Here is a 13,778-nt window from a genome sequence, read left to right on the forward strand (position 1 = left end):
GCGGAGCCAGAGTTGATCCGGATCCGGCAGCATCTCCTGCAGCCGCACCGGGCCCGCGGTCTCCCGGCGCCAGGATCTGGCCAGGTTGCTGACGAGAACCGCCGAGTCCAGATCCACGTAGAACGGTTTGGGCTCCGACGGCAGTTGCGCGAACAGGTGCCGGGGCAGGCCGCGCTCCGCGAGCCACCCGCCGAGCACCTCGGGTCGATAGCCGGTCCTGGTGAGTACCCCGGCGGGCAGCTCGTCCAGCTCGAACGTCCAGGTCGCTCGCCGGATCACCAGGTTGTCCAGGATCAGGCGCGGCCCCGGGGCCGGCAGCCGGAACAGATTCACCGCCAGCGCCGACAGGAACTCGCCGAAGAACTCGCGCACGGGAAGTGACCAGCTCGCCCGAGCCGGGCCGGCGACCAACGCGCCCTGCTCGAGCCGCACCAGCAGGGTGGCGGCAGGCCATGCCGGTGCGCCGTCGGGAGTGCCCAGGTCAGCGCTGTGCGACCAGTAGAGGTAGCGGCCGGGCACATGCATGGCGAGCGGGGGGTACCGGCGCGAATCGATCTGTGGGCCGTACGGGTAGCACGGGACGATCCGCCCGCCCGCCATGTCTCCCGCGATCAACTCGTCCAGCCGGCTCGGCTCATCGGCGAGCGTGTGGAAGAACCGCGACTCCAGGGTGTTCATCCCGACGTGCAGCTCGCCGAGAACCCAGAACGACTCGGGCCCGTCGTGCGCGAGCAGCAGGTCGGGGCTGTGATGCCGGGCAGCCGCCCAGCCCGGTTCGCGGGCCGGGAACATGGCGGAGACCAGGGGGCCCAGGTCGGCGCTCGCCAGTTGGACCGGACCGGCGCTGCCGCCGGTCGAGTCGGCGAGGACCTCCGCCCACCGGAGCGTGAAGTCCTGCGCGACGTCGTGCACGGGCGTGCCCCGTGCGCCGGAGAGAACGTCGGCGGCAGCAAGGAACAGGTCCGTGAGCAGCACTGCGTCGCGTCGCTGGCGCAGGTCCGCGTACACCTGCTGGAGCCGTTCCTCGACGGCTTCGCCGATCTCGGCGGTCAGCCAGCGGGCCGATTGCAGCAGCAACGCCAGTGGCTGGGCCAGCCGCTCGGTCATCCCCGCCGGAATCCGGACGTCCAGGTCGCGGCGGCAGTCCAGGTAGGCGAGCGTTCGCCCGGCGCCGACCTCGGCCTTGGTGCGGGTCACCGCCTCCCCGGTCAGCGCCGCGAACCGGCGATCGAGCTCGGCCAGCGCGCCGGCCAGCTCGGCCGGCCGCGTCGCCATCTTCTCCGCCTCGGCAAGGGCGGTGAGCAGCTTGTCGACGTCGGAGAGCCACTCGTCGCGGCCTGCCGTGTCGGGAAGCATCGCGATCTGCGCCCGCAGGGATTCCTCGGGGTGGGCGTCCGGCCGCACGGTGAACTCGGAGGTGATCACGCCCGCGTCGAGGAGTGCGGTGAGCTGGGCCTGGTCGGCCGGTGCGAGGTGGGCGGCCGTCGTGGTGCCGTCGATCCGTCGGAGCACGGCGAGCTGCGCCGAACTCAGCGGCATCGGGGGGCGGTAGGGGCGCCGGACCTCGTCCTCGACGACCCGGACGGCGGGGTTCAGGCGCAGCGGCAGGTGTGGTCCTACCCGCGGGTCGGCGGCGATGGCCGCGGCCAGCGCCCGCACCGCCCACAGCTCGATGGACGCCTCCGACCGACGGATCGCTCCGGAGCCCGCGACGCGCAGGTGATGACCCGGCTCGGTGGTGAGGTCCGCCCAGCCGACCGGGCCGAAGAAGCCGATGCTGTCGTTCTTCGCGCAGTACCGTTGCGCGTACTTCGCGAGCACGCCGATCCGGTACGACGTGAGTGCCGGCTCCGGCCGTCCGGCCCAACTCGCCACCACCGCGGGGTTCTGCCACGTGAGTGCGGCCAGGAAGGCCGGCTCGGTGAGCAGGTCACGCAGTGCCGGTCCGGCGTCGCCGGCCAGACCGGCGAGCCAGGAGAACGGCATGCCGGCGCCCCGCACGGGCGCGATCGGCCACAGCCCCCAGTCGTCGTTCAGTCGAACGAGATCATTCATCGCACACCCTGCTCCCACAGCAGGTCGGTGATCGCCGCGACGGTGGGGTAGTCGAAGATCGCGCCGATGGAGAGCTCGACCTGGAACGTCTCCCGGATGGCCCCGATCAAGGTGATCGCGGTCAGCGAGTTTCCGCCGACCTCGAAGAAGTGGACGTCCACGGAGAGACCCGGATCCCCGATCGCGTCCACCCAGAGGGCCTTGACCCTGGCCTGGATCCGGTCGCGCTCCCCCGCGGAACCGGATGCCTCGGCGTCCACCACCGGCTCGATCGTCGGTGCAACGGCGGCGGTGACCGGCTGGTCGGCGACGACCGCCGGTGGCCGGGGCGCCACCGGAGGCCTCGCGGCCCGTTGCACCGGCACCGCCTGGACCGGCCGCGCCCCCGGCTCGACCAGCACCTGACCGGGATGCTCCGCGCCGAGGATGCTCAGGGTGAGCGCGACTCCGGCGCGCGGGTCGATCCCGTCCCCGGCGGGTGTCCCGCTGCTGCCGGCGCCGGTCGCTGCCGCGTCGCCGCCCACCTGCCAGCCGTCGGTCACCTTGCGCAGGGTGTAGCCGGTGGCACGGCAGAGAAGGTTGCCGTCCGGGTCGATGAGGTCCAGGTTCGCCCTGATCACGCCGGCCCCGTCCGGAAGCCGGCGGACGTGGGCGAACAGCCGAGCCGGAAGGCGCCGCACGAAGGCCGCGGACTCGACGCAGAAGGGTACGTGGTAGCCGTCCTCCGGGCGCCGGAACGCCGTCGAGGCCGTGTCCATCAGGGAAGGGTGGATCAGATACCGGTTCACGTCGCCGGCGAACTCCTGCGGCAGCTCGAGGGAGAGCAGCAGTTCGTCGACTTCCCGCGCGGATCGTGACCGGACGCCGGCCACGTTGTCCCAGCGGCGGCCGAGCTGGAACAGCCGCGGTCCGTCCTCGTCGGACTCGGCGATGAGGTGCTGGTGGGTCTTCCGCAACGCGGGCAGGTCCGGTGCCTCGCCCAGTTCGCCCACCAGCGCGACCCTGGCGCTGGCGTGCCTGACCGCGACGGCGTCGGGTTCGTCCCGCGGCCGCGACAACGCTTCGATGACGCCGTCCGGATGGAGCCGGATCTCCACGCGGCGCACCGTTTCGGTCGCCAACACCTGGTGGTAGACGACGTCGCTGAGGCGGACCGGCAGGTCGCGCCCGGTGATCGCGCAGTAGCCGCGGAGCAGCAGTTCGAGCTGACCGGTGCCGGGCAGGATCGCCTTCCCGGCGAGCCGGTGTTCGTCCATGATCGGATCGGTGCCGGGTCCGACGTCGATCGACCAGGTCTGTACGCCGTACTCGGCGGCCATCCCGACCTCGGCCCAGGACGGCCAGTTGATGGAGACCGCGGGAACACCGTCGTGTCGCAGCCGCATCGTGAACGCATCCTGGAAAGCGTTCGCCGCCGCGTAATCGGCGCTGCCGATCAGCCCGTCGGTGGCCGCTCGGCTGGAGAAACAGGCGAAGAAGTCGAGTTGCGGGCCGGTGCGCAGGGCCTCCGCCAGCAGCACGGTGCCCCGCACCTTCGGCTCCAGGACCTTCCTGGCGTCGGCCGGATCACGGAACCGCACCAGTCCGTCGCCGGGCAGCCCGGCCAGATGGAACACGCCGTTGACCGGGCCGAAACGGGCGGTGGCGGCGTCCAGGGCGCGCCGGAGCGCCCGCCGGTCGGCCACGTCGCCGGTGAGCACCCGCACCTGTGCCCCGAGCCTGGTCAGCTCCGCGATCCGGCCCCGCAGCCGCAGCGAGCGCTCGTCGGTCGCGTCGTCGGCCAGGCCGGTGCGGCTGAGCAGCAGCAGGCGCGGGCGTAGGCCGGTGCCGGCCAGCCCGCGCGCCAGTGCCATGCCCAGCCCGCCGGTGCCCCCGGTGACCAGATAGGTGCCCTGTCGGCGCAACACGGACGCGGCCGCGGCGGTACCGGCCGGTTCCAGGTGGTACGGCCGGGCGGCGGCGGTCCATCGGCGTGCGCCACGTAGCGCAACGACGTCGTGCTCGGCCCAACAGGTCAGCTCGCGAGCGAGCTGTCGCTCGTGGGCGGCGGACACGTCGATCACCCGGCAGCCGAGCTGTGGTGATTCCTTCGCGAGCGATCGGGCGAAGCCGACGAGCATCGCGGCCACCGGATCGACCGCCTCGCTTCCGGTGACGTCGACCGCGCCGTGCGTGACGATGAGGAGTCCCGGCGCGGCGTCGGAGGCGGCCTCACCGATCGCCTGGGTGACCGCGAGCAGGCTGCCGAAGGCGTGCTCGACCGCGCGGTCGATGGTGCCGCCGGAGATCTCGGCCGTCGTCGTCATGGCGTGGATGACCAGTCGCGCCGGCGTGCCCCGGCGGTGCAGTTCGCTCAGCACGCGGGCGTGGTCGGCTCGTTCGCCCGGACGCACCCGGAACTCGCCGGTCGTCTCCGCGTAGTTGTCCGCCGGCCTGGCGATCGAGAGGGTGGCTCCGGCCTGCTGCAGGGCGAGCACCAGGGGGAGGCTCTCCGCTTCCTCGGCGGGTGCCAGCAGCAGGCAGTGTCCGTCCAGGGTTCCCTCGACCGCGGGTTCTGCCTGGGCCCACTCGATGGTCGACAGTGGGGTTTGCGCGGCGGGCTCGGCCGCGGCGGGCGGGTGGGCGGGAGCTGCTTCGCCGGCCGTCGGGACGCGCTGGGCGATCGGATCCACCCAGTGCCGCCGGCGCTGGTACGGGTAGCCCGGCAGGGGCACCCGGCGCACCTCACCGAGATCCTCGTCGGCGCAGGCCCAGTCGAGGTCGTGCCCCTCGGCCCAGACCCGGGCCGTCGCGTCCAGCAGCCCGTGCTGCTGCTCCAGCACCGGAACGAACGTGGAGCCGTTCCCGCCGGCCAGCTTGCCGAGGTTGCTGAGGACCTGGTCGGGGCCGGTCTCCAGGACCAGTCGGGGTCCGCCCTCGAGCAGTGCGGCAAGCGCCCGGTCGAACCGCACCGGCCCGGTGACCTGGTCGGCCCAGAAGATCGGGTGGGTCGCCTGGCTGTCGTCGAGGAGCCCGCCGGCGGCCGCCGAGTAGAACGGGATCGCCGGTGGGTGGAGGTGCACGCCCTGGAAGGCCAGCGCGAACTCCTGGGCCGCGGACGTCATGAGCGGACTGTGGAAAGCGCCCGCCGTGTTCAGCGGTGTGGCGGCGACCTTGCGACTGGCCAACACGGCCTGCATCGCCTCGATGTCGTCCCTGGTGCCGCTGAGCACGCACTGTTGCGGGCCGTTGACCACGGCCAGGGTGACTCCGGTGGGAAGCATCGCCGCGAGGTCGTCCGCCGGCATGCCCACCGCGAGCATGGCGCCGGGCGGGGCGGTCTCCATCGCCCGGCCGCGGGCCGCCACCAGCTTCGCAGCGTCGGACACCGAAATGACTCCGGCCACCACGGCGGCGGCGATCTCGCCGACGCTGTGACCGATGACCGCCCCGGGGCGTACGCCGCGCGCTCGCAGTGCCGCCGCCGTGGCGTACTCGACCGCGAACAACATCGCCTGGGCCGCCGCGGTTCCCGTCAGCCGTCCCGGATCGCCGGCGAGCCAGTCACCGCGTACGTCGACCTCGTGCTGCGCCAGCAGGTCGAGGGCCTCGTCGGCGGCGGCGGCGAAGGAGGCGTCCGTGTGGTACGCCTCAACGCCCATGCCGGGGCGTTGCGAGCCCTGCCCCGGGAACGCGAACACGACGTCGCGCCGTCCACCGCTGGGTGTGGTGATCACATTCTTGCCGGCGCGAAGCACGGTCGCGGCTTCGGCGGCGTCAGCGGCGATCGCGGCGAACCGCTGCGGGTACGCCCGGCGTCCGTGTTGCAGGGTGTGGACGGCGGCGGCGAAGGCCTGCTCGTTCTCCCCGTCGGCGAAGTATCCGGCCAGGTTCTCCTGGTACTGACGGCCCGCCTCGTCGCTCCGCGCCGACCAGACGACGATCCTCGGCCGGCGGGGTGCCGCTGTCACGGTGCGGGGCGGGGCCTCCTGGACGACGACGTGCGCGTTGGTGCCGCCTACGCCGAACGAACTGACTCCGCCGACGCGCGGCGCGCCGGAGGGCATGGTCGTCAGTCGGTCGGCGATGACGAACGGCGTGCTGTCGAGGTCGAGCTTGGGGTTCGGTTCGGTGAAGTTGACGGTGGCCGGGATGCGGCCGTGCCGCAGCGCCAGGATCGCTTTGATCAACGAGGCGATACCGGAGGCGTGTCCGAGGTGGCCGACACTCGCCTTGACCGAGCCGAGGGTCACCCGGGCGTTGCCGACGTCACCGACCGCGCGCAGCGCCCGGTGCAGTGCCGCGACCTCGATCGGGTCTCCGAGCTGGGTACCGGTGGCGTGGCACTCCACGAAGGACAGGTCGGTGGCGGTGACGTCGGCCATGGCGAACGCCTCGGCCAGCATGGCCGTCTGCCCCTGGATGGACGGGGCGGTGAATCCCGCCTTGGCCGAGCCGTCGTTGTTCAGTGCGCTGCCGCGGAGCACCGCGTGGATGGTGTCGCCGTCGGCGAGGGCGTCTTCGAGCCGCTTGAGCACGACGGCACCGGCGCCGCTGGAGAACAGGGTGCCGTCTGCCTTAACGTCGAAGGGCCGGACGTGGCCGTCCCGGGAGAACGGGCTGCCGTCGGCCCACAGATACCCGTGCCCGAAGGGCATCTCCACCTCGGCGCCACCGGCGATGGCGACATCGCATTCGCCGTTGCGCAGTGCCTGTCCGGCCAGGTGCACCGCGACCAGAGAGCTGGAACAGGCGGTCGAGACCGATATCGCCGCGCCCCGAAGGTTCAGCTTGTACGCGGCCGTGATCGCCACGTAGTCCGTGTTGTTGAGCGCGGTGACCGCGAAACTTGTCGTGGCCGCCTCATTGCCGGTGTGGCCGAGGTGCAGGTCCAGGTATCTGTTGGCGCCGGCGGCGCCGTACACCGCGATCGTGGCGTCGGTGGCATGGGGGTTGCAGCCGGCGTGCTCGAGGGCGGCGTGGGCACTCTCCAGGAACATGCGGATCTGCGGGTCCGTGTGGTCGGCCTCGCGCGGCGTGTAGCCGAACAGCGCGGAGTCGAAGTCCGGTATGCCGGGCGCGTTCGCGAACGCCTTGACGTAGTCGGGGTTGCTCAGCATGGCCTCGGGGACGCCGTACTGCCGTAGCTCCTCGTCCGACGGGAAGCTGATGCTCTCCACGGCGTCGCGTAGGTTGGCCCAGTACTGGGCGACGTCGGGCGCTCCGGGGAACCGCCCGGCCAGACCCACAACCGCGATGTGATGACGGTCGCTCACGACAGTTCCCTTCGTATCCTTGCCCGAGCCGATTGGCGGCGCGACGCGTCCACGGCGACAGGTGTGCGGGTGGTGCGGGATGCGGGCACGACCGCGGCTGCGCCGCTCAGGCGGGCGGCCAGCGCCCGCACGGTGGGCAGTTCGAATAGCGTCAGCATCGGCACCTCGCGTCCCAGCCGCTCCTCGAGTGCCACCTGGGTTTTGATCATCAGCAGGGAACTCCCGCCGAGGTCGAAGAAGTTGCTGTTGAGATCGTCGGGCGGGTAGCCGAGGACCTCGCGCCAGACGTCGGCGATCTCGCGCTCGAGCTGCGAGAACTCAGCCACGCGGTCGCCGGTCCCGGGGTCCGGCCGCCAGGGCGGAAGCGCGTCCCGGTCGAGCTTTCCGTTGCGCGACAGGGGGATCTCTGCGACCTGGACCACTCCGGCGGGGACCAGGTGGGACGGCAGGACGGCCCGCAGGTCGGCGCGCAGTCCGGCCACGCTCACCGCCGCGCCGGCAGCGGGTGTGACATAGGCGATGAGCCGGTCCGCTGCCAGCACCGTACGACAGTCGACGATGTAATCGAGGCCGCGAACGGCGGCGTCGACCTCCTGCGGTTCGACCCGGAAGCCGGCGATCTTGATCTGCTCGTCGGCTCGGCCGAGAAACTCGATGATCCCGCCGGGCAGGTACCGGCCGAGGTCGCCGGTGACGTACCGGCGGCCGTACCCGTCGGCGAGATAAGGGCTCCGCACGACGATCCTGCCGATCTCTCCGACCGCGGCCGGCTGTCCGTCAGCGCCGGCCACCAGCACGTCCGTCCCGCTGATTCCGGTGCCGATCGGTATCCGGCGGTCGTCGCCGCCCAGCTCGTCGCCGGGCGCGACGCTGTACCAGGCGGCGACCTGCGGGGTCTCCGTCGTTCCGTACGCGTTGACCAGGGTCGCCGCGGGCGCGGTGGCCCGGATCGCGGCGGCGTCCGCGGCGAAGAGTTGGTCGCCGCCGCAGAGCACCAGACGCAGCCGCGGCAGCGGTCGCCGCGTCGCTGTGATCAACCGCAGCAGTTGGGGGGTCAGGTGCACCACGGTGATCTGCTCGCGGTCGAGCCAGGCATGCAGGTCCCGCGGCGAACGGATGATCTCGTCAGGCGGGATGTGGAGCGTGGCTCCCACGGCCAACGGGGCGAAGACGTCCCGCAGCAGCGGATCGTGGGCCAGCCCGGACAGCATGGTGAACCGGTCGGAACTCGTCAGCCGGAACGTGACGGCGTACTCGGCCAGGAAGTGCGCCAGCGGAACGCCGCTCGCCCGGACCGGCTTGGGTGCCCCGGTGGTGCCGGAGGTGAACCCGACATGCCCGGCCGGGGTGAACGGTGGAGCGAGCTTCGCGCCGGGCCGCACCGGATCGATCGGAATCAGCGGTGCGCCCGCCTGCAGAGCCGCGGGGGACGCGCCGCTGAACAGGATCGCCTTTGCCCCGCCCACGGCCTCGAGCTGGGCCCGCAGCCTGCCTTCCGGGTATGCCGGGTCGAGGATCGTGATGTCGGCACCGACGGACCAGGCGGCGAGCAGGCCGGCGACCAGGGACCCGCCCCGGGATGCGTGGACGGCGACCAGATCGCCCGGGCCTACGTGCGCCGCGAGATCCGCGCGGACGGCCGACGCCCAGCCGGCGAGCTGTGCGTAGCCGATCTCCCCGACCGGGTCGACGACGGCGACCGCCGTGCCGGCCCGCCGCACGTTCGCGGCGAACGTGTCCAGCACCGTTGGGTGCTGCTGGTCCGGCTCCGCCAGTTCGGGCGCCCGCGCCGCAGTGAGTGGGCGGGTGGCGACCGCGAGGTCCGGTCGATCCGCGACCGCCGACAGCATGACCGCGAACTGGTCGGCGAGCTCGGCTGCGATCTGGGCGTCCACCTTGGCGTGGTCGTAGACGATGGTCAGGTCGAGCTGACCACCGAGGTCAGCGACGTAGACGTTGACATCGAAGACCGCGCCGACCGGCGGCTCGTCGACGACCCAGGTCTTCACCTCCGGCAGCTCCGGCGCCGGGTCCGGTTCGCCGAGAAAGTTGAACCAGGTGTTGAACGAGACGTCGGTACCGGCGCGGCGCAGGTGGTGATGCACGACGTCGAAGGGAACCTCCTGGTTCGCGACGGCATGCGTGATCGCGGCGCGGGTCGCTCGGACCAGGTCGGTGAACGTGGCCTGCGCCGACGCGGTGATCCGGATGGCGGCGGTGTTCACGAGGAAGCCGACCAGATGCTCCGTCCCGGGTACGGTGCGGGTGCCCAACGGCACCCCGATCACCTGGTCGTCCTCCCCTGCCCAGCGCCGTAACACGCCGGCCAGGCCGGAGAGCAGGACAACGAACAGGGTCGTCCGGTGCTCCCGCGCCAGCGCGCGAAGCTCGGCGGTGAGGTCCTGGTCGAGCGTCCGCCGACATATTCCCGGCCCGGGCCCGGCGGTCGCGCGGACCGGCAACGGGTACCGATACGGTGGGGGGCACCCGTCGAGCCGTCGCATCCAGCTCTGCAGTTGCCCGTCGTACGCCCCGGCGCGGAGCCGGTCGGCGTGCCAGACGCTGTAGTCGAGATACGACAACGCCGGTTCCGGCGACGCCGGGTCGTCGCCGAGGTGCAGGGCACGGTAGGCCGCACCGAACTCGGCCAGCAGGACGCGTACCGTCTGGCCGTCCGAGATCAGGTGGTGCAGGGTCAGCACCAACCGGTGTTCCCCGTGCGCCAGGCTGATCAATGCCGCTCTCATGAGCGGTGGCCGCCCGAGGTCGAACGGGCGCCGGACCTCGGCCGAGATCCATTGGTCGGCCGCTGCCGCGTCCGGAAGGCTCACCGTGACGAGGGAGAACTCGGCCGGTACGTCGCGGAGCCGCTGCTCGGGCCCGTCCGCGCCGGGCACGATGGCGGTGCGCAGCGCCGAATGCCGCGCGACGAGGTGCCGGAGCGCACCGTCGACGGCCGCCGGGACGACGTCGCCGGCGAGTCCCAGCACGACCGGGATGTTGTACGCCGTCAGGCGGCCTTCGAGCTGGCTGAGCAACCAGAGCCGTTGCTGACCCGGCGCGAGGGGTCCACTGCTCCGGCTCGGATCGGCGACGATCGCCGATGCCGCGGTGGCCCGGCCGACCGCGGCGGTCACCTCGCCGAGGGTCGGCCATTCGAGCAGCGCCCCGGCCGGAAGCTCGACACCGAGCTCGGTCCGGATCGCCGCGACCAACGCGGCGGCCCGCAAGGAGTCGCCACCGTGTTCGAAGAAGTCGTCGTCGGGTGCGGGCTCGGCGGCGCCGAGCACCCCGGCCCAGATCCGACTCATCGCGGCCTCGGCGCCCCCGTCGGCCACAGGACCCGCCGCGACGCCGTTCGACCTGCCGTGCCGGCGCCGCAGCGCCGTCATGTCGACCTTTCCGTTGGCCGTGACCGGGAAGGTCGGCACCACGTTGATGACGGCCGGCACCATCGCCCGGGGCAGCCGGCCCGCCACGAATCGGCGTACCTGTGCCGGCTCGAGGTCCGGTGCCCCGCTGAGGTAGGCGGCGAGTTCCGGTCGGCCGTCGACGTCCTCCACCGCGACCGCCGCGGCGGTGATCCCCGGGCAGGCGGCCAGGACGACCTGGACCTCGGTCAGGCTCAGTCGCACCCCGTGGATCTTCACCACGTCGTCGGCCCGGCCGAGGTGGACCAGGTCTCCGTGCGGGTCGTAACGCACGAGATCACCTGTCCGGTACCGGCGTGTCCCGTCGGGACCCGGCACGAACCGGGCCGCGGTGGCGGCCGGGTCGCCGAGGTAGCCCCGGGCCAACTGCACGCCACCCAGATAGAGCTCGCCCTCGCCGCTCGCCCGCAGCTCGCCGTCGAGGACCGCCAGCTCGGTGGAATCGAAGCTGGTGCCGATGGGCACGCTGCCCTCGGAGTACGAGGCGAGCGGGTCGGTCCGGAAGTAGGTGTTGTCGATGGTGGCCTCGGTCAGCCCGTACGTGTTGAAGAGGTGCACGTCGGGCCCGAACGCCGCACGCGCCGCCTGATACTCGGCGACGGACCACAGCTCACCGCCCACGATGACGAAGCGGAGGGACTCGACCCGTGCACCGGTCGCCGCGAGGTGACTCACCAGCGGGCGCAGCAGCGAGGGGGTCAGCTCCAGGTACTCCGTCGCCGAGTCGCGGATCAGTCTCACCAGGTCGGGTGGGCTGGTCAGCGTCTGTTCCGGGCACATCACGAGGCATCCGCCGGTGAGCAGCGTGCGGGCCAGGTCGCCGGTCGCCACGTCGAATCCGAAGCCCGCGAGTTGCAGCACCGTCCGCACCTCGTCGCCCATGCCGTAGAGACGCCGGTACGACCCGACGAGGGCCAGCAGGGCGCCGTGGCTGATCGCCACGGCCTTCGGCGTGCCGGTCGAGCCTGAGGTGTGGATGACGTAGGCGAGATTGCCGGCGCGGGTCGGGTTCGGGGTGCGCCGACCGCCGGCGAGCGGCCGGTCCACCAGGCCGATCGGTGCGTCGAGGCCGGCCATCCGCCGTCGGAGGCCGGCCTGGGTCAACGCCGCGGCCGGGCGTACCTGCGCCAGGATCGACTGCCAGCGTTCACGCGGTGCCTGGGGATCCAGCGCGAGGTAGGCGGCGCCGGCCTTCCACACGCCGAGGACAGCCGCGGCGAGGTCGACGGTGCGGTCGACGGCGATCGCGACGATGTCCTCGACCCCGACTCCTCGCGCGCACAGCCAGCCGGCGATCTCGTCGGACCGTCGATCAAGCTCGGCATAGGTGGTGATGACGCCGCGGTCGAGCACGGCAGCCGCATCCGGCGCCGCTGCGACGATGTCCGCGAAGCCGTCGTGGCAGGAGTCGGTCACGCGGGCCGTCCGCGCACGCACCACTCCAGCACGGCCTTGGCGCTGTGCATTTTCTGCTCCGCCTGGCGGAAGGCGATGCTGGACACCCCGTCGAGGATCTCCGGGGTCACCTCCTCGCCGCGATGTGCCGGCAGGTCATGCATGAAGACCGCTCTCGGGTTCCGGTGCATCAACGCGTCGTTCACCTGGAACGGGAGGAAGCTCGTGCGCCAGTCGGGGTCCGCCTTGGAGGTGCCGGTCGTCTGCCATCGGGTGGTGTAGACGACGTCGGCGTCTTCCATCGCCTCGGTGACGTCGTGGACCTCGTCGACCTGCGCGCCGCGCTGCGCCGCCTGCGTCCGCGCGCGCTCCAGGAATGAACTGTCCAGCCCGTATCCGGGCGGTGTCGCGAGGCAGAACTCGACATTCGCATAGCGGGAAAGGGCCAGCGCAAGAGCCGAGGCGGTGTTGTTTCCCTCGCCGATGTAGAGAACCCGGAGTCCGGCGATCTTGCCGAAGTGAAGCTCGATCGTCGACAGGTCCGCGATCGCCTGCGTGGGATGCTCGTCGGCGGTCATCGCATTGATGACCGCCATTCTGTTCTGCGCGAGCAGGGCCCGCAGTTCGGCCGGGTCGGCAGCGGTACGCACGACCAGAGCGTCGAGCATCGAGCCGAGCACGCGCGCGGTGTCCTCCATCGACTCCCCGGTGTTGAGCTGGAGGTCGTGGGGGCCGTAGGCCACGTGCCCCGCGCCGAGGCGCAGCGCGGCGGTGGCGAAGGCGCTCCGCGTACGGGTCGACGTGGTCCTGAAGAAGCTGCCCACCACGCAGCCTTCCAGCGGGCGCACTCCGGCCGCTCCTGGGCCCGCATACCAGGCGGACCGTTGCACCAGGTGGTGCAACTCGGCATCACTCAGGCCGTCGACCGAGGTTAGGTGTCGCACGGATCCGAGACTTCCGTGCTCACCACCAGCCATCAATGCCCGTCGGGAACGTTGGCGAGAAGTCGTCAGTCCCTTGACCAGTGATGGGTGCTTTCCACGAGGCTATCGTGGCTTGCCACAGGATCGGCGCCCTGCCGGGCGGCTCGGTGGATTTCTCCGTTGTCAGCTCGCCCATCATCCACGCCGGTCTCGTCGAGATCCTCAGGAGTGCGGGGCTCACGGTCGTCTCCGTGCGGGCGACACCGGACGAGGATCCTGCCCCGCTCGCCGAGGTCACCGTCGTCGACGTCGACGCGTTGACCCCGTCCCGGGAGCTGGACCAGGTCGCTGTCGCTGCCGCGAGCGCGGCGGTCCTCGTGCTGGACAGCAGGGCCGACGCCGTGGCGGGCTTCCTGCGGGCGGGAGCAGCCGGTGTGGTCAGCAAGCGCACCTCCGCCGAAGGACTGGTCACGGCGATCCGCGCCGCCGCCTCCGGGCCGCCCGCCGGTCGTGCCCGAGCCAGCACGCCGAGCCGCACCAATCGCTCGGAGCGCTCGGCCCGACGGTTGTCCGGGCGGGAAGAGCAGGTGCTGCGTCACGTCTCATCCGGGTTGACCCACGGTCAGATCGCCACCCGGCTCGGCATCAGTCGGCACACCGTCGACACGTACGTGACGCGGATCCGGGTGAAGCTCCGCGCCGGCAACAAGGCCGAACTC

General features: G+C 71.9%; 4 protein-coding genes and 1 pseudogene (1 of these 5 cut by a window edge). 1 reads left to right on the plus strand and 4 read right to left on the minus strand.

Going from position 1 to position 13,778, the window contains the following annotated elements; translation table 11 throughout:
- The 4 genes in view from LQ51_RS15855 to LQ51_RS15870 are tightly spaced (each overlapping or abutting the next) and all read right to left on the minus strand, a layout consistent with a single transcriptional unit that may run on beyond the window.
- Positions 1-2,055, minus strand: the 5' portion of a protein-coding gene (locus tag LQ51_RS15855) for a lantibiotic dehydratase (RefSeq protein WP_046566516.1). It extends 108 nt beyond the left edge of the window; 2,055 of the gene's 2,163 nt are visible here — the first part of the coding sequence; it begins with the start codon at positions 2,053-2,055; the stop codon falls past the left edge of the window.
- Positions 2,052-7,310, minus strand: coding sequence for a type I polyketide synthase (locus tag LQ51_RS15860; protein ID WP_082159450.1), 5,259 nt, complete (start codon positions 7,308-7,310; stop codon positions 2,052-2,054). Before LQ51_RS15860 ends, LQ51_RS15855 begins: the two co-directional genes overlap by 4 nt.
- The gene (locus LQ51_RS15865; RefSeq protein ID WP_197087767.1) at positions 7,307-12,157 is read right to left on the minus strand and encodes a non-ribosomal peptide synthetase; all 4,851 of its coding nucleotides are present in this window, start codon (positions 12,155-12,157) and stop codon (positions 7,307-7,309) included. Before LQ51_RS15865 ends, LQ51_RS15860 begins: the two co-directional genes overlap by 4 nt.
- Positions 12,154-13,113, minus strand: a complete 960-nt coding sequence (locus LQ51_RS15870) for an ornithine carbamoyltransferase (RefSeq protein WP_046566522.1) — start codon at positions 13,111-13,113, stop codon at positions 12,154-12,156. The genes LQ51_RS15865 and LQ51_RS15870 overlap by 4 nt, the downstream gene beginning before the upstream one ends.
- 50 nt (positions 13,114-13,163) lie before the next feature.
- Here LQ51_RS15870 and LQ51_RS33965 point away from each other — a divergent pair.
- Positions 13,164-13,778, plus strand: a pseudogene (locus tag LQ51_RS33965) (DNA-binding response regulator); the annotation flags it as partial.

It is taken from the genome of Micromonospora sp. HK10 (assembly GCF_000982955.1).
Classification (GTDB): domain Bacteria; phylum Actinomycetota; class Actinomycetes; order Mycobacteriales; family Micromonosporaceae; genus Micromonospora.